This is a genomic window from Pedobacter jaeyakensis (assembly GCF_054461315.1).
Genome location: NZ_CM136921.1, coordinates 3,795,741 through 3,811,423 on the forward strand (window position 1 = coordinate 3,795,741; position 15,683 = coordinate 3,811,423).

The window sequence follows — 15,683 nt, forward strand, 5'->3', positions numbered from 1 at the left end:
GTCTTACATTTTTGTTGAATCAGTTTTCATGGTGTCCATCTTAGAACTATCCATAGCCATTGAATCGGTAGACATAGAGTCGGTTGACATCATTGTAGAATCTGTCATTGTTGAATCTGTTCCTTCAGCTTTTTTCTCGGAACTACAAGCAGCAACTGATAAAGAAATCGCCATGGCTAAAAAGCCGAATTTAAATGCATTTTTCATTAGAATTTAGTTAGGTTTTAAGTTTTGTTCACAAGTTAATACCCTAAAAGTAAAAAGGTAACCTACTTTATTTTAAAAGAAAAAAGCCCTGACATCCATCATGGCTTTTAAATTATCAACTAAACCGAGTATAAATACTAACCAAATATTTACGTTGCAAAGCTAAACGCGACTTGTTAACTATTTGTTACATCTTGGTTATGGAATCGCGTTTACAGGAATTTATATTTGGTACGTTAATTGTGTTCTTCAAATCGTACAAAATCCCCCTATAGTACTTATGAAAAACGCCACATTAGACATTCAGATTTGCGACCACCAGTCCACACTAGAAGTGTTCGCCAGAAAGTTTACGCTTGACATTGAAGATGCCAACGACCTTGTTCAGGAAACCATGATCAAAGCTTTACGCTATGCAGAAATGTATAAGGAAGGCACCAATATGAAAGCCTGGCTCTATACGATTATGAAGAACACCTTTATAAACAGTTATAGAAGAATTTCTAAAAAGAATAGCATTATGGACACGTCAGAAGAGTTGTCCTATGCGCAGCTAAAATCCAGCGCATCTAATAATCTAAGTGAAAGTAAATTCACTTTAGAGGATATCAATAAAGCCATTACTAAACTTCAGCCCGAATATTCCGTTCCTTTTCTCAAATATTTTGAAGGTTATAAATACCATGAAATAGCTGAAGAATTGAACATTCCCATTGGAACAGTTAAAACGAGAATACACCTGGCCCGCCAAATATTAAAAAGCAGCTTAAAAATGTATGCCTCAGAGTTTGTAAAAACCGTAGCTTACGCCTAATATTTTATCAGTTTCAGAAACTGAGAATCTCCAATTGATTAAAATCCGTATTTTGCTGAACCAATGCAGCAAAAAAGCGAACATTTTTACAATTCTTTACCAGCCAGCGAAATTTCATTAGCCGAAATGTTTCTAAATCCAAAGGATTTTAGAGATGTTCCGGCAGACTGGCATGTGATCATTACCGACATTAAGGGTTCTACAAATGCAGTAAAGAACGGGTTGCATGAGACAGTAAACCTCATTGCTACCGGAAGTATTGTTGCAGTCCTTAATCTTGCCTATAAGGCCAATGTGATCGTACCTTTTTTCTTTGGTGGTGATGGCGCTACTTTTCTGGTTCCCCCGTCCATTTTGGATCCGGCCATGTTAGCCCTCCAACAATACAAGATAAATACATTAGAGAACTTTAATCTGGATTTACGCTCTGGAACTGTCCCTGTAACTAATATTTATAACCTGGGTTACCAAATCTTACTGAACAAGGCTAAAGTAACTGATGTCCTTTCCATTCCGGTTTTACTTGGTGATGGCCTTGGTTATGCGGAAAAGATAATCAAAGGGAAGGATTATCTTTTCGCGCCACCATCAACGGATAGTACGACTGACCCTGACCTTACCGGAATGCAGTGCAGATGGGACAAGATTAGTCCGCCGGATAACAGCAACGAAATAGTAACTATGCTGATTGTGACAAGGAAAGGAATTAGCCAACCTTCAACATTCAGAAAAATTTTTCTAAAAATGGACAGCATTTATGGCCCTCCGCAACGCAGACAACCTATTTCTGTTTCCAAGTTGAAGTTTAATACGTCTTTTGGCAAGCTAAGCGTTGAAATGAAAGCGCGGGAAGGTCATTTTAGTTTACTCGACTTTTTGCGTACCTGGTTGATTAATTTGTATGGCTACATCTATTTCAGAACCAAGAGTGGGATCAATTATTTGAATAAGCTAGTAGAGATGTCTGATACGCTAGTTATAGACGGCCGTATAAATACCGTGATTTCCGGGACAGATTCGCAACGGTTAAAGCTTCAGCACTTTTTAGACCAGTTGGAGAAGGAAGGATTGATTTGGTATGGGCTCTACGTTAGCACTGATGCTGTAATGTCTTGCTATGTGCGAGACCTGGCAGATGATCATATCCATTTTGTTGATGGTGCCGAAGGTGGATACACAAAATCTGCCGAGATGCTAAAGAAAAAAATAGCTAGCAGTGAAAACGGCCAAGAAAAAAAGATCCTGAACAATACAGTTAAAGTATCGTTCAGGATCTAAAGCGTTTTAAAAGTAATGGTGCTGCTGTATAATATATATAACAGGTTAAGCTAGCTTAACTTTTACTGCGTTCAATCCTTTTTTGCCTTCTTGAACTTCGTAAACTACTTGATCATTTTCACGAATTTCATCGATAAGACCTGACACGTGAACAAAAATCTCGTTGCCATTGTCTTCTTTAATAAACCCAAATCCTTTTTCAGAGTTAAAAAATTTTACTGTACCGTTTTTCATAATAATTTTTAGTGTTTCCTATTAATTTCTAAAAATATCAAAAATAACCAAATTACCAAATACCCTAAATGATTCTTTGTATTCTGACATCATTTATCACTGAACAAAATTGAAGCCAGATTGTTAAAACATATTATTATAAATTTAACCAGCACTGTATGAACAATACCATTAACCACACTGCAACAAAAGTGATAAGTAATATTAGGAAGATCAGGCATTTTAAAAACTACTCACAAGATTATATTGCAGCTAAATTGAACATTTCTCAAAACGCATACAGCAAGATAGAATTGGGCTACAGTAAAATTTCTCTAGAGAGGTTTTTTCAGATTGCAGATGTACTGGAAGTGGAAGAATCTCAATTAATAAGCCTTGACATGGTAACCTTAACGAGATAGTTATTCTATGATGAAATGTATACTAATCAATCGGAAGCGTAAACCAGAAAGTGCTTCCCTTACCCACTTCAGTAGTTACTCCAATTTCTCCACCATGGCGGGCCACGATATCTGCACTAATGTACAATCCTAACCCCAAACCTGATACCTGATTACCTTCATCATCAACACGATAATACCTGTCAAATAGATGAGAAATTTTTTGAGGGGCAATACCAGGTCCGCTGTCTTTTACAGAAACTTTGGCCATATTGCTTACCCGCTCTACGATGAGATAGATATTTCTGGAATTTGGCGCATATTTCACTGCATTGTTTACCAGGTTTACAATTACCTGATCAACCCGGTGCTCATCCGCGAAAACTTGAAGCGCTTCGTCACCCTCAAATATCAATTCATGATTGCCCCCAACCCTAACATGATTACAACAATCGTTTAATACCTCAGATAAGGTAAAGGTAGTTTTGGTAAGCTTGATCTGTCCTTCATTCAGGCGGCTAACATTTAAGAGGTCTTCTATTAACGTACTGATCTTCTCCATACTCCTTGTAGATTGCTCAATTAACCTTGGCAACATAGTAGAGGAAGGCCTTTCTTTCATTCTTTCCAAAAGTTGCAAAGATGCTTTGAGACTCGTGATAGGGGTTTTCAATTCATGCGAAGCAATGGATATAAAATCATCTTTTTGCTGTTGTAAACGTTTAAATTCTGTGATATCCAATAAAGTACCTAATAACCGCACGGGGTTGCCCATATCGTCAAAATATACATTTGCCTGGACCCGCATCCAATGTATTGTACCATCTTTGTGCAGAAGGCGGGCTTCGTAAAACATCTTACCGGTTTTACGCGCAGCTATGTGTGCTTCTGCACTCAAATGACGGTCGTCCGGATGTATAATATTCAGAAACTCCTCCCTGCTCACAGGACGGTCCGTACCAAATATGGCATTGAAACGATCGGAAGTAACCATTTCGTTATTGGAGTAATCATGATCAAAAGTTCCGATCTCGGCAGCTTCAACAGCTAATCTGATACGCTCTTCCACATCTGCTATGCTTTGTCTGGCATTAACTTTATCCGACACATCTATGGCAACTACCATCACCGCGGTAACCAGACCTTTTGCGTCGGTAACCGGTTCGTAAACAAAATCTACATATACATTTTCTGGCGTGCCATTCCTATAAAGCACTAATTGATGCTCTTTAGCCACAAAAGCGATACCCGTTTCAATGACTTTCTGCATTACAGGTGCATAACTTTCAGCCGCTTCAGCTACCGCATCCCAGATAGTTCTATTTTCTAGATCAGCTCTCTTACGCCCTACCAGCTCTAGATAACCATCGTTCACCTCCTGGATCATCAGATCAGATGCACGAATAACGCATATTCCTACCGGCGCTTGTTTGATAAGGCTTCTAAAGCGCTCCTCACTCGCTGCCAGGTCTTCATTTGATGCCGATAATTCCTCTAGTGTAGCGGCTTGCTCCTCATTAAGTGCACTAAATTCTTCGTTTAAGGCTTGATATCTTTCATTGCTTTCCTGGAGCGCCTTAACACGCTCAACAACGCGCTCCTCCAAAACACTATTAAGCTGAGAAAGAGTCTCCTGCGTATGCTGAAGTTCCTCGTTGGTCGCAACCAGCTCTTCATTTGCAGCGGCAAGTTCTTCGTTTAATACCTGCTCTCTCCTCAACGCTTCCTGTTTTTCAAACGCTTGCGTTAGTGCCTCGCGGTTCAAAACCCTTTCAGTAACATCGGTTGCAGTATGCAAAATGCAAATGGTGTTGCCGTCCTGGGCTTTAATTGCCCGATACTCAAAATCAAAATAAAAAGTTTGCAAAACACCATCGACAACAAGATCAGCGGGAGTATCACTTCCGGATATGGTGAGGCCTTCGTTCCAAACCCGCTTAAACATTTCAATGAATGGCTGACCTTTCAACTCAGGCAGCGCGTCTTCAAGCGATTTGCCAATTACATCATTTCTGTCTTTACCCCAAATCGCCAGCATAGCATCATTTGCTGTTTGAATGATTGCAACTTCGGAAATATGAATTGCTGTAGCGGTTTTGGTAAGGTTAAAAACTTCTAATAGTTGCCCTGCATTAAGCAGTTGTGCTGAATTGGCCATCGAACATATTTAAAGCTTTAAAGTTAACGTTTTCCTACCTGAAATCAATGAGAATGCATGCTTTCAGGATGTTTTTGAATAAAGTTTAAAACATTAAGTTTTTGGCATTGTTCATTAGACACATACCCAGAAAAACATGAGCAACGTATTAAAAACAAGGATTGTAGACGGACTAAATGATTTAAGCTTTAGCCCTACAGGAAAAGAGAACATAGACCAGGGCGAACGTGCACTTTCAGTAGTTGCCGGCTCCTATTTATTGTACAAAGGATTAAAAAATATGATAAGCCACCCATTTCTTGGCTTACAAGGAGCAGCTGCAGGAGGCTATCTGATCTATCGTGGTGCTACAGGCGTTTGCCCAATTTACCAAAAACTCGGTAAGGACACGACAGACCCGCAGGCCATCAATATTACGGAAGACTTTGTAGTAGCTGCACCTAGAGATAAAGTTTATGCATTTTGGAGAGAACTTTCCAACCTTCCCAAATTTATGAAACACTTAAAAAGTGTTTATGAAATTAGTGGAACAGAATCCCATTGGGTTGCCAACACCCCTGGGAATTTAATTGAACTTGACTGGAATGCTGAGATTACCAGAGAAGATGAAGGCAGTTATTTAGGTTGGCAGTCAATTGAAGACTCCATGATAGAAAATGCCGGTAAGGTGGAATTTAAAGATACACTTAATGGCACTGGTACAGAAATTCATATCGAGATAGACTATTTTCCACCTGCGGGAAGCGTAGGCAGAGGCATAGTTTCCCTATTTAACGGTGTGTTTGAGAAAATGATACGTGAGGATATCATCAGCTTTAAAGCGTATGCAGAAGCAGCTGACTTTAGGGCATATGCTGGCTTGACTGACTACCGGGAATAATTGCTATTCATGTAGTGTTCCAAATCACTTCTGTTTTGAAGCGCATCACCCATGGTATTATTAAAATACACATAGACGGTTTTACGGTCTAACAGCCAGCCTTTTATATAACCTGCGTATTCTTGTAAAACCTCATCAGAATAATGGCCCCGGTAATTTCCATCGGGGCCATGAAATCTTAAATATACAAAGGGCATATTGATGTCGGTAAATGGGGTACTGGCGGGCGATTTATCGTGTACAACCATGCCCATTGCATACTTTTCTAAAAGTTCATAGCTATCCTCATGGTAAAGAGAAGGATGCCTAAATTCGATTGCAGTATTCCACTCCATTTGCTCATCATTCATCCGGATTTGCTGGAAGAGCATTTCAAGTTTAGGAAGATCTGTGATGCGTATACTTGGAGGAAATTGCACTAATAAGCAGCCTTTTTTCCGACCCGCGCCAGCGATTACCTGCATATATTTACGCAGCGTTTCAGGATCAAAGGCAAGTCCCTTATTGTGGGTGATGTCTTTGTATAACTTAAAAGTAAATCGAAACTGATCGGGCACCTCATTGCTCCATTTGTACACAGTTGAGGCAAGTGGAATTTTATAAAAAGAGCTGTTGATCTCAATAGAATTCATCAGAGAGCTATAATAAGCCAGCCTACTCTTATCTTTAAAATCCTCCGGATAATGTAGTTTATTGGGAACGGGAAGCAGTAATCCGCTTGTACCGGAATAGAAAGTAATGTTGTCTGGATTATTCATAGCATGAAGCAAATCATCCAGACAACACTTTAAAAACCTATAAGTTTTTTTTGAACTTACAGGCTTATGCTGTAGCTAATTTAGCTATGTTTCTATATGGAAAAGAAGTGAAAATATGCCTGCGTGCAAATCTTCCTGGTGAATCTGCATTTACCAGCTTTACATAGATTTGTTTTGGAACTCCAAAATATTCGTAAGCACTGCCATCAAGAAAATGTACCGTAAGTACTAGTCCAGCCCAGTTGTAATCTGCTATTCCGCAAGTGGCAGTAGTTTGATCGTATTCTTCCTTAGACAAAGCCAGCGTTTCCGGTGCAATGCTTACCAGGAAATGATAGGCTTCAATGATTTCTTTACTTTTTATTTCTGCCTCAATCTTTGCCTCTTCACTATCCTGAAACTTATCAGGATGCCAATCCTTCATCAAATTCCTGTAAATGGTTTTCAATTCTTTTAACTCGGCATCCTTTTGTACACCTAGCAACTTCCTGTAATCTATTATCTTCTTCATAAAATTTGCGCAAAGATAAGCCAAATTTTAATTGGATCACATTAATTTTCAATTAATTAGCTAAACGAGCTGTAAACTAGATGTCTGGGGTATGGTATACCTGCACCGCAGATAGCAATGGACTTGCATTTGAAGCCAATATGTTAATCCTGATTTGCGAAGTATTTACATCCGGAAAAGCAATTATTCTTTTGTGCCCAATTGTAGTTTGTTTATCGAGTAGTACAAATGCCTTTCCATTCCAGTATTCCACTGAGAATGATTTTATACGTTGTCCCAATGCAATATATTCTTGCAGCACAACGCGATTTATTGTATTTCTGGCGCCCAGATTGATTGTTATACTTGCCGTGTTAATACCATCAGCTGTTGCCCAATACGTACTTGATCTACCATCTGTGAGGTTGCCTGCATTGTAATTTCGTCCGCGGCTATTCGTGGCTATGACCTTTTTGCCTTGAGCTAAATCAGTCTTATATGCTGCGTCCAAATATCTCCTAAATTCCATTAATCGTGTCGAATCCGCAGGATGAATTAAGCCCTCCCGATCTACCGGTACGTTTAAAAGCAAATTGCCATTGCGGCCGACAGAGGTTTCGTAAATAGACACCAATTGCTTCAATGTTTTTACTTTATCATTCGTAGCCGCACTCCAAAACCATCCCGGTCTGATGGAAACATCAACCTCGGCAGGTAGCCAGTGCGTACCATTCTCATTACCCTCATTTAAGGATTTAGTAGGTGGTGCCTCTGCACCAACGCCAAAACCCTCGGTATTTAAAGTAGACCAATTGGTTGCTCCAACAATGCCATTTTCATTCCCCATCCATCTGGTTCCGGGGCCAATATCACTAAAGATGATCGCTTGTGGATTGTATTTGTAAACGATACTGTTAAACAACTTAAAATCATAGTCCTGTTTTTTCTCACCTTCGCCCTTGGCACCGTCAAACCATTGTTCGAATATAGGTCCGTAGTTGGTATGAACTTCAGTAAGCATATTTGCAAAAACCTGGTTATATTCTGGAGTACCGTATTTTGGGTGATTCCGATCCCATGGAGAAAGGTAAACACCAAACTTTACTCCATATGCTTTGCAAGCTGCGGAGAGTTCTTTTAACACATCCCCTTTGCCATTTTTCCAGGCGCTTTCACGCACAGTATGTGTACTGTATTTACTTGGGTACAAGCAAAACCCATCATGATGCTTTGCAGTAATGATGATCCCTTTCATGCCGGCAGCTTTTGCTATGCGCACCCATTGCCTGGCATCTAACTTAGTGGGATTAAAAACCTTTGGATCTTCATCACCATGGCCCCATTCTTTATCAGTAAATGTATTTGGCCCGAAGTGGATGAACATATAAGTCTCCATCTCCTGCCAATCCAACTGATATTTAGTCGGAAGAGCGCCGTAGGGAGCTGGGGCTTTTTGTGCAAAACTCATGCTATAAAGCATGATGAACAGGGTTGTTAAGCGGGTTCTTTTGAACATCAGATTTATTTTAAACTCCAATTTAGTAAATCGTTACAATTAAACAGAATCCTAAAACTAATAAGGAGTAAAACTGTTAAAAATACACTTGATGTAATCACAAAATAAGCGAGCGATTATGAAACTACAACATCTTCATTTACACAGCAGGGCCGGTGAGGCAACTATTGATAGACATCCATTTCAAAATATTGGGCGTTCTGAGCGGTTGTTATCTGTTTTCCTGGGTGGATTAATGCTTGGAAGATATATTACAAAACCATTTAAGGCACCCTTTTTATATGGAGCCTATTTGACATACCGGGGCGCTACTGGAAGATGCTTGTTTTATGAACGTATGGGAATTGATGCCAGCAGTACAAAAGCGATTAACATTCGAGGTGAATTTGAAGTGGATAAACCTGTCGCAGAACTCTATGCATATTGGCGAAACCTGGAAAACTTACCAGGAAGTTTAAAGCATTTGGCAGAAGTAAAAGTGATAGACGGACAGGTATCGCAATGGAAATCAAATTTACCTGGAAACCTATTTAACCTACATTGGGAGGCGGAGATTGTGAAAGATGAGCCCGGCAGATTAATTGGATGGAGTTCAACTCCAGGTTCCTTTCTTCAGCATGTTGGTCGCGTTACGTTTGAAGAAAAAGCAGATGGAAGCGGCACAATTATGAAAGTTGTTTTCTCCTACCATCCGCCTGCGGGAGGTGTTGGTATGGCTATAGCCAAGCTCGTAAATCCCTATCTTGAAGATTTGCTGGAGAAAGAAATGAGTACGTTTAGATTTAAGCGCTAGCCTATATTTGCTGCTACGCCGGCAACTACTGCAAACACAATAGCCAGGGCATAAAGTCCAAGCACGATAATAAATACCACGCCCCAAAATTTAAAGAACGACTTCAAACTGCTCATGGCATTATTAAGACTTTCTTGATCTCCATACAACACGCCTTGTTTTGCAGCATTGCTAAATTTAAACAGTACAAAACTTGGGTAAAAATAGATGGCGGCAGAGATCAGGATCACGATGGTAAGTGCTCCAGAGCCTAATGCGTTATATGGATTGTTTTTCGCCCCCATAGCCGAATCCATAGCGGTCATCATGGCACCAACACTAAATGAGATCAATACCATCAGCGCAGAAAATATGAATCCTATAATAGACAAGAATTTGGTCCACTTTGAAGCTTCGTAGATGTAGCTTCTGATGTCTTCAGATACAACAAGTTTAACAGCGTCGTGATCAGGTAATGATTGTTCGTATTCTTCCATAATTAAGCAAATCTTAACGGCTAAGCCTGGATAAACATAAAGATTATTTTTAAAAATTTGATACCTTTGCGGGCAAATCACGAAAAATAATAATCATACATGGCATTACAATGTGGTATAGTAGGTTTACCAAATGTTGGAAAATCTACCTTATTTAACTGTTTATCTAACGCAAAAGCTCAGGCCGCAAACTTCCCTTTCTGTACTATAGAACCAAATATAGGCGTAATCACTGTACCTGACGACAGGCTTACTAAGCTTGAAGAACTGGTAAAACCGAATCGCGTTGTCCCAAATACAATTGAAATTGTAGACATTGCAGGGCTGGTTAAAGGTGCTTCAAAAGGTGAAGGTTTGGGCAACCAGTTTTTAGGAAATATCAGGGCTACTAATGCAGTTATTCATGTATTGAGATGCTTTGATGATGGAAATGTAATCCATGTGGATGGTTCTGTTGATCCAATCAGAGATAAAGAGATCATTGATACTGAATTGCAGTTGAAGGATCTTGATACTGTTGCTAAACGTATCCAAAAAGTGGAGAAGATGGCAAAAACTGATAAAGATGCCAAAAGAACATTTGATATTCTGAGCGTAATCAAAACACATTTGGAAAGCGGTAAATCTGTACGTTCTGCTGCTGTTTCTGCTGAAGATTTTGAGTTTATTCAAGACCTTGGTTTACTCACCCAAAAGCCGGTAATGTATGTTTGTAACGTGGATGAAGCTTCCGTAGTTACTGGTAACGCATATGTAGATCGTGTTAAAGAAGCGGTTAAAGATGAAGGTGCTGAAGTTTTGGTGATTTCTGCAAAGATCGAATCTGAAATTGCTGAAATGGATAGGTATGAAGACCGTCAGGAGTTTCTTGCAGATTTAGGCTTAACTGAGTCAGGTGTTAATAAACTGATCCGTGCCGCTTATCGCTTACTTGACCTTTACACTTATTTTACAGCTGGTGTGCAGGAAGTAAGGGCCTGGACCATTACAAAAGGTTTTACCGCTCCTCAAGCTGCTGGAGTGATTCACACCGATTTTGAAAAAGGCTTTATCCGTGCTGAGGTTATAAAATACAACGATTTTGTAACATTGGGATCTGAAGTTGCTTGTAAAGATGCGGGTAAGTTAGGGGTTGAAGGTAAGACGTATGTTGTTGAAGATGGTGACATTATGCACTTCCGCTTTAATGTTTAAGGTTGAAAATAAAGCATTACTCTTCGAAGACTGCATCTTTTGCTGAAAAAGCAAAAGTGCTGAGGTCTTCTCTGAGAACGCATTTTTTTCTTGATTAAACCAGGGCGCTCATCTTAAAAGGGTTGAGTTGAAATATCTTGTCGATGAGATAAAGCGCATTGAGTTCAAAAAGCAAAAGTGCTAAATCCTAAGTCTTTCCCTTCCATCACAATAAAAGTGTAATCTTTTTAATTTCTGCGCCTTACCCGGCAACATTTGATATTTTCAGAGAAGGCCTAAGCGCTTTTTGCTCCCCCTTCAGGGAGCCTAAAAGATGCAGCCTTCGAAGAGAATATCAAATGTTGCACTAATCAACGAGCATAAATTAAAGCAATACACCTTTTAAAAACAACACCGCCATGGTGAAATAAATGATCAGCCCGGTAACATCTACAAGTGTTGCTACAAAGGGTGTTGAAGAAACCGCCGGATCCGCGCCTAATTTTTTTAACAGCAATGGCAACATAGATCCCATTAGTGTACCCCAAAGTACCACACCAATCAAGGAGCACCCAACAACTAAACCGATACGTACCGGCTCCTGCAAGTTGCCTGTCATTAACTGCCAGGTTAATATTACTGAAAAGCTCAAGGCGCAAAGTGTGCTGCCAAGAAATATTCCTGAAAAAATTTCCCTCCTCATTACACGCCACCAGTCTTTGATCGTAATTTCTCCTAAAGCCATCGCCTGAATAATCAAGGTTGCAGCCTGAGATCCGCTATTACCGCCGCTTGAAATGATCAAAGGCACAAAAGTAGCCAGCATTACCACCTTTTTGATTTGATCTTCAAAATTAGACATGGCAAAAATGGTAAGCAGTTCTCCAAAGAATAGTACAATTAGCCAAACCACACGTTTTTTGTAGAGCTCAAATACGGGAACATCCAAATATGGCTCGTCCAGGGCCTGGGTACCCCCTATTTTATGAATATCTTCGGTATATTCTTCATTGGCAATCCACAAAATATCATCCACGGTCACAATACCCAGCAATACATTGTTATCATCCACAACCGGCAAGGCCACGCGATTGTTCATTCTGAACACATTAATGGCCTCTTCCTGGTGATCTGTAACTTTAAGTGAAATTAGGCGGTGGTCTGTCAGCTCTCCGATTTTAGCTTCCGGATCTGCCAATAAAACCTCCCTGATTCGCATATCGTCAAGCAATATTCCGTCTTTGTCAATCACATAGATCACGTCAATGGTCTCAGAATTCTTTCCATAACGTCTGATGTGGGTCAACACGCGACTTACAGACCAGTCCTTCTTTACAGCAACATAGTCAGGCGTCATCAAGCGACCTACACTGTCCTCCTCATAACCCAGCAGAGATAGTGCCTCTACCCGGTCTTTGGCAGGAAGGAGGATAATCAGCTTAGCAACAGCATCGCCTTTCAACTCACTAAATAGCGATGTCCGATCATCAGGGGGTAATAGATTAATGAGTTCTGCCAGCTTTTTTCCTGGAAGCTTCTTGATGAGTTTCTCCTGAGTAGGAAAATCAAGAATACGGAATACGTTTACCGCTCTTTTGGCCGACAAAGTATCAATAAACTTTACGGCATGTTGTGGAAGTTCGTCGATCAGGTGCTCCACATCTGAAATATTCAGATCATCTAAATAACTTTTTAGTTTAAAGTCATCTTCCAGGGCTAACAGGGTTTCGATTTCTTCTACAACGATTTCTTCCATAAGCAATAAACTGAACCTATCTACTTTTAGGCCACCAACTGCAAAAATGCCTTTTTATTTTTAAAAACACCTATATTTCATGTTATGAAATTAAAGGGCCTAGCTGTTGATTCTTTAGTGCATCTCTTTCTGCACATGATTACAATCACAAAAGGCAATAACCTTGGAGATTGATACCAAATCTCATTTCCCAGTTACTTCGCACAGCAAAGCCTTAAAAATTACTACCAATGGAACCAGGCAATACAGCCCGCTAAATGTTGAATTGACAAAATGATAAGTTAAGTTCATTTCGTTATACAGAATAGTTTCCTATTTTTGCACTCTCAATTACCGGTCTTCGTAGTTCAATGGATAGAATGTCAGATTCCGGTTCTGATGATGGGGGTTCGAATCCCTTCGAGGACACTCAGTGAGAGTCAGATCTAATTTTAGTTCTGACTCTCTTTTTTTCATGCAACTTACTGTTTAAGTGATAGATAAATTTGGAAGTAATGAGAAACTATCACTTAGCACAACATTTCAAGCTGGTTTGGGCCTCATTTGCCTTCGGTAAGGGTTAAGGGAACCCCTGGACAACAACTGTTAATCTTACGTATAAAGCCTGTATCATCTTCAGGTCTTCGACACATTAACTACAGGTTCTCTACAGGTTAGATTCACTAAAACCTGAACATAACCTGAACATAACCTGAAGAAGACCTGAACATAACCTGAAGCAAACACGGCAGTTACTGCGTTTTTGTACGGCACCTATACTGGCTTACCCAGAATTATACCCCAATTCAAATAGGTTAATGCCCTAACCGGGAGGCAGTGGCATAATGTGATTAATCACATGGAGATTAATGCAGTTCCATTTTAATTATTTACTTTTAGGACACAATAACCATCACAAATCTAATGAACACCCTCAAACAATTTTTTTTCACAGGTATAATTATACTTACAGTTCTTCTCACTAAAAATACCATTGCTCAAACCGCTAAGCTCCCAACCATGTGGACAAAAGCAGCAGCGGTGGCAGAAGCACCATTTCCAGAATATCCCCGTCCGCAGTTACAGCGTAAGGACTGGTTAAATTTAAACGGCAAATGGGATTATATTGGGGGTAAACAGGTTGCTTCAGCGCTCCACCCTGAAAAACCAATTGGTTTTGCTGGCCAAAAAGAACAAATATTGGTTCCCTATTGCCCTGAATCAGTACTTTCTGGAATCGAACGCAAACAGGAAATCAATATGTGGTATAAAAGAGATTTTCAAATCCCGACTTCCTGGAAAAACAAAAAAGTAATCATTCATTTTGATGCTGTAGATCATGATGCAACCATTTTTATCAATGGTAAAAAAGCAGGAACTCACGCGGGTGGTTATGATTCCTTTAGTTTAGATATCACAGCATTTTTAAAGTCGGCCAACAACGAGTTAATCGTTGCTGCACACGACCCTAATGACGGCAGAACACCTTCTGGCAAAAACGGACCTCGTGGCGATTACACTTATACTTCAGGGATATGGCAAAGTGTATGGCTGGAACCAGTTGGACAAAGCTATATCAAGAACATCCGACTTACGCCAGATCTGTCCAATAACCGATTGAAGGTAAAAGTAGAAGCCAACGGCTTGCAGGTCTCAGCTAGTGCATTAGAAGGAAAGAAGGTTGTCGCACAAGTCAGTGGTACAGTGGGTACAGAGTTCTATATTCCAATAGAGAACGCTAAATTATGGTCGCCAGAGGATCCATTTCTTTACGATCTAAAACTCAGCTTGAAAGACAAGAACGGAAATGTTACCGACGAAGTCACTAGTTATTTTGGAATGCGGGACGTAAAATTGGGAAAAGTTAATGGTGTGGTAAGACCATTACTGAATAATCAGTTTGTGATGCAGATAGGCTTGCTTGACCAAGGATACTGGCCAGACGGAATATTGACAGCACCAACAGATGAGGCGCTTAAATCTGATGTAGAGTTTACCAAAAAAGCAGGTTTTAATTTGATCAGAAAACACATGAAGACCGAGCCAAAACGCTTTTACTATTGGGCTGATAAGCTCGGGATACTGGTATGGCAAGATATGCCTGCCATGTGGTATCAAAATGAAGATACCGCTCGTGTACGGAGTACGTTCAGAAAAGAACTGAAAGCAATAATGGACGATCACTATAATTCCCCATCAATCATTACCTGGGTACCATTTAACGAGAATTGGGGTGCATTTGATGTGAAAGAAATGACCGACTGGGTAAAAAAATATGATCCTTCAAGACTAGTAAATGGCAATTCCGGGTTCAATAATAATCCTGGTTATCAGAAAGCTTCAGGAGATCCGGGCAATGGTGATTTTGTTGATACCCATATCTATATAGGACCAAATGATGCCTCTAAACCTGACGATAAACGAGCCGCTTCATTAGGAGAATATGGTGGAGTTGGACTTTTCGTAAGGGGACACATGTGGCCTGTTGAGAACAACGCTTACGGATATGAACCTACCAAATCTGCACTAACGGATAAGTATGTACTACTGATGGACCAGGTTGAGCAGCTGATGAAATACCAGGGATTAAGTGTTGCAGTTTATACCCAAACCACAGATGTAGAACATGAGATTAATGGTTTGCTCACCTACGATCGTGCCTTTGAAAAGATGGATCCGCAAAGAGTCAAAGAAGTGAATCAGGCAGTGATCAACGAAAGTAAAAAAATTAGGTAACGCAGCCCGCTATTCAGTTTGTTCAGTTTAACTGCTTCTTTTTAAACACAACTAT

General features: G+C 40.0%; 15 protein-coding genes and 1 tRNA gene. 8 read left to right on the top strand and 8 right to left on the bottom strand.

Annotation, left to right across the window (positions count from 1 at the left end):
* Nucleotides 1-3: 3 nt before the first annotated feature.
* Complete coding sequence (locus ACXZ1K_RS16915; RefSeq protein ID WP_458970861.1) at nucleotides 4-207, bottom strand: hypothetical protein; 204 nt, start codon at nucleotides 205-207, stop codon at nucleotides 4-6.
* 280 nt (nucleotides 208-487) lie between these two features.
* Between ACXZ1K_RS16915 and ACXZ1K_RS16920 the strand changes: the two genes are divergently transcribed.
* A complete protein-coding gene (locus ACXZ1K_RS16920) occupies nucleotides 488-1,021 on the top strand; it encodes a sigma-70 family RNA polymerase sigma factor (RefSeq protein WP_458970862.1) in 534 nt (177 codons plus the stop codon).
* Nucleotides 1,022-1,084: 63 nt separating this feature from the next.
* Complete coding sequence (locus ACXZ1K_RS16925) at nucleotides 1,085-2,299, top strand: DUF3095 domain-containing protein (RefSeq protein ID WP_458970863.1); 1,215 nt, start codon at nucleotides 1,085-1,087, stop codon at nucleotides 2,297-2,299.
* Between the two features lie 45 nt (nucleotides 2,300-2,344).
* On the opposite strand, the gene ACXZ1K_RS16930 is transcribed toward ACXZ1K_RS16925, so the two are convergent.
* Complete coding sequence (locus ACXZ1K_RS16930) at nucleotides 2,345-2,533, bottom strand: cold-shock protein (RefSeq protein ID WP_458970864.1); 189 nt, start codon at nucleotides 2,531-2,533, stop codon at nucleotides 2,345-2,347.
* A gap of 158 nt (nucleotides 2,534-2,691) precedes the next feature.
* Between ACXZ1K_RS16930 and ACXZ1K_RS16935 the strand changes: the two genes are divergently transcribed.
* A complete protein-coding gene (locus ACXZ1K_RS16935) occupies nucleotides 2,692-2,934 on the top strand; it encodes a helix-turn-helix domain-containing protein (protein ID WP_458970865.1) in 243 nt (80 codons plus the stop codon).
* A gap of 22 nt (nucleotides 2,935-2,956) precedes the next feature.
* Here ACXZ1K_RS16935 and ACXZ1K_RS16940 read toward each other — a convergent pair whose 3' ends face one another.
* Nucleotides 2,957-5,071, bottom strand: a complete 2,115-nt coding sequence (locus ACXZ1K_RS16940; protein ID WP_458970866.1) for a PAS domain-containing sensor histidine kinase — start codon at nucleotides 5,069-5,071, stop codon at nucleotides 2,957-2,959.
* Nucleotides 5,072-5,207: 136 nt separating this feature from the next.
* Here ACXZ1K_RS16940 and ACXZ1K_RS16945 point away from each other — a divergent pair, with 136 nt between their 5' ends.
* Nucleotides 5,208-5,951, top strand: a complete 744-nt coding sequence (locus ACXZ1K_RS16945) for an SRPBCC family protein (protein ID WP_458970867.1) — start codon at nucleotides 5,208-5,210, stop codon at nucleotides 5,949-5,951.
* Here the strand turns inward: ACXZ1K_RS16945 and ACXZ1K_RS16950 are convergent.
* The 3 genes from ACXZ1K_RS16950 to ACXZ1K_RS16960 form a co-directional block, all read right to left on the bottom strand.
* Nucleotides 5,939-6,709 carry a DUF72 domain-containing protein gene (locus tag ACXZ1K_RS16950; RefSeq protein WP_458970868.1) on the bottom strand — a complete coding sequence of 257 codons (771 nt, stop codon included), beginning with the start codon at nucleotides 6,707-6,709 and terminating at the stop codon, nucleotides 5,939-5,941. The two genes, ACXZ1K_RS16945 and ACXZ1K_RS16950, sit on opposite strands and share 13 nt — an antisense overlap.
* Nucleotides 6,710-6,773: 64 nt before the next feature.
* Nucleotides 6,774-7,220, bottom strand: coding sequence for a KTSC domain-containing protein (locus ACXZ1K_RS16955; RefSeq protein ID WP_458970869.1), 447 nt, complete (start codon nucleotides 7,218-7,220; stop codon nucleotides 6,774-6,776).
* Between the two features lie 76 nt (nucleotides 7,221-7,296).
* Complete coding sequence (locus ACXZ1K_RS16960; protein WP_458970870.1) at nucleotides 7,297-8,715, bottom strand: alpha-L-fucosidase; 1,419 nt, start codon at nucleotides 8,713-8,715, stop codon at nucleotides 7,297-7,299.
* Nucleotides 8,716-8,833: 118 nt separating this feature from the next.
* Between ACXZ1K_RS16960 and ACXZ1K_RS16965 the strand changes: the two genes are divergently transcribed.
* A complete protein-coding gene (locus tag ACXZ1K_RS16965; RefSeq protein WP_458970871.1) occupies nucleotides 8,834-9,508 on the top strand; it encodes an SRPBCC family protein in 675 nt (224 codons plus the stop codon).
* On the opposite strand, the gene ACXZ1K_RS16970 is transcribed toward ACXZ1K_RS16965, so the two are convergent.
* Nucleotides 9,505-9,984, bottom strand: a complete 480-nt coding sequence (locus ACXZ1K_RS16970; protein WP_458970872.1) for a DUF5362 family protein — start codon at nucleotides 9,982-9,984, stop codon at nucleotides 9,505-9,507. The genes ACXZ1K_RS16965 and ACXZ1K_RS16970 overlap by 4 nt on opposite strands.
* A 99-nt stretch (nucleotides 9,985-10,083) precedes the next feature.
* On the opposite strand from ACXZ1K_RS16970, the gene ychF reads away from it, so the two are divergent.
* The gene (gene ychF, locus ACXZ1K_RS16975; RefSeq protein ID WP_458970873.1) at nucleotides 10,084-11,178 is read left to right on the top strand and encodes a redox-regulated ATPase YchF; all 1,095 of its coding nucleotides are present in this window, start codon (nucleotides 10,084-10,086) and stop codon (nucleotides 11,176-11,178) included.
* A 364-nt stretch (nucleotides 11,179-11,542) separates the two neighbouring features.
* Here the strand turns inward: ychF and mgtE are convergent, their stop codons facing one another.
* Nucleotides 11,543-12,913 carry a magnesium transporter gene (gene mgtE / locus ACXZ1K_RS16980; protein WP_458970874.1) on the bottom strand — a complete coding sequence of 457 codons (1,371 nt, stop codon included), beginning with the start codon at nucleotides 12,911-12,913 and terminating at the stop codon, nucleotides 11,543-11,545.
* A gap of 336 nt (nucleotides 12,914-13,249) precedes the next feature.
* On the opposite strand from mgtE, the gene ACXZ1K_RS16985 reads away from it, so the two are divergent.
* Both ACXZ1K_RS16985 and ACXZ1K_RS16990 read left to right on the top strand, forming a co-directional pair.
* Nucleotides 13,250-13,321, top strand: a tRNA-Arg gene (locus ACXZ1K_RS16985).
* A 495-nt stretch (nucleotides 13,322-13,816) separates the two neighbouring features.
* Nucleotides 13,817-15,628 carry a glycoside hydrolase family 2 protein gene (locus ACXZ1K_RS16990; protein ID WP_458970875.1) on the top strand — a complete coding sequence of 604 codons (1,812 nt, stop codon included), beginning with the start codon at nucleotides 13,817-13,819 and terminating at the stop codon, nucleotides 15,626-15,628.
* Nucleotides 15,629-15,683: the final 55 nt, after the last annotated feature.

What these genes read in the sequence shown, in the direction of transcription:
- ACXZ1K_RS16965 (WP_458970871.1), top strand. Translation starts at nt 8,834, where the DNA reads ATGAAACTACAACATCTTCATTTACACAGCAGGGCCGGTGAGGCAACT.
- ACXZ1K_RS16950 (WP_458970868.1), bottom strand. Translation starts at nt 6,709, where the DNA reads ATGAATAATCCAGACAACATTACTTTCTATTCCGGTACAAGCGGATTA.
- ACXZ1K_RS16920 (WP_458970862.1), top strand. Translation starts at nt 488, where the DNA reads ATGAAAAACGCCACATTAGACATTCAGATTTGCGACCACCAGTCCACA.
- ACXZ1K_RS16940 (WP_458970866.1), bottom strand. Translation starts at nt 5,071, where the DNA reads ATGGCCAATTCAGCACAACTGCTTAATGCAGGGCAACTATTAGAAGTT.
- ACXZ1K_RS16960 (WP_458970870.1), bottom strand. Translation starts at nt 8,715, where the DNA reads ATGTTCAAAAGAACCCGCTTAACAACCCTGTTCATCATGCTTTATAGC.
- ACXZ1K_RS16970 (WP_458970872.1), bottom strand. Translation starts at nt 9,984, where the DNA reads ATGGAAGAATACGAACAATCATTACCTGATCACGACGCTGTTAAACTT.
- ACXZ1K_RS16935 (WP_458970865.1), top strand. Translation starts at nt 2,692, where the DNA reads ATGAACAATACCATTAACCACACTGCAACAAAAGTGATAAGTAATATT.
- ACXZ1K_RS16930 (WP_458970864.1), bottom strand. Translation starts at nt 2,533, where the DNA reads ATGAAAAACGGTACAGTAAAATTTTTTAACTCTGAAAAAGGATTTGGG.
- mgtE (WP_458970874.1), bottom strand. Translation starts at nt 12,913, where the DNA reads ATGGAAGAAATCGTTGTAGAAGAAATCGAAACCCTGTTAGCCCTGGAA.
- ACXZ1K_RS16915 (WP_458970861.1), bottom strand. Translation starts at nt 207, where the DNA reads ATGAAAAATGCATTTAAATTCGGCTTTTTAGCCATGGCGATTTCTTTA.
- ACXZ1K_RS16955 (WP_458970869.1), bottom strand. Translation starts at nt 7,220, where the DNA reads ATGAAGAAGATAATAGATTACAGGAAGTTGCTAGGTGTACAAAAGGAT.
- ACXZ1K_RS16925 (WP_458970863.1), top strand. Translation starts at nt 1,085, where the DNA reads ATGCAGCAAAAAAGCGAACATTTTTACAATTCTTTACCAGCCAGCGAA.
- ACXZ1K_RS16945 (WP_458970867.1), top strand. Translation starts at nt 5,208, where the DNA reads ATGAGCAACGTATTAAAAACAAGGATTGTAGACGGACTAAATGATTTA.
- ACXZ1K_RS16990 (WP_458970875.1), top strand. Translation starts at nt 13,817, where the DNA reads ATGAACACCCTCAAACAATTTTTTTTCACAGGTATAATTATACTTACA.
- ychF (WP_458970873.1), top strand. Translation starts at nt 10,084, where the DNA reads ATGGCATTACAATGTGGTATAGTAGGTTTACCAAATGTTGGAAAATCT.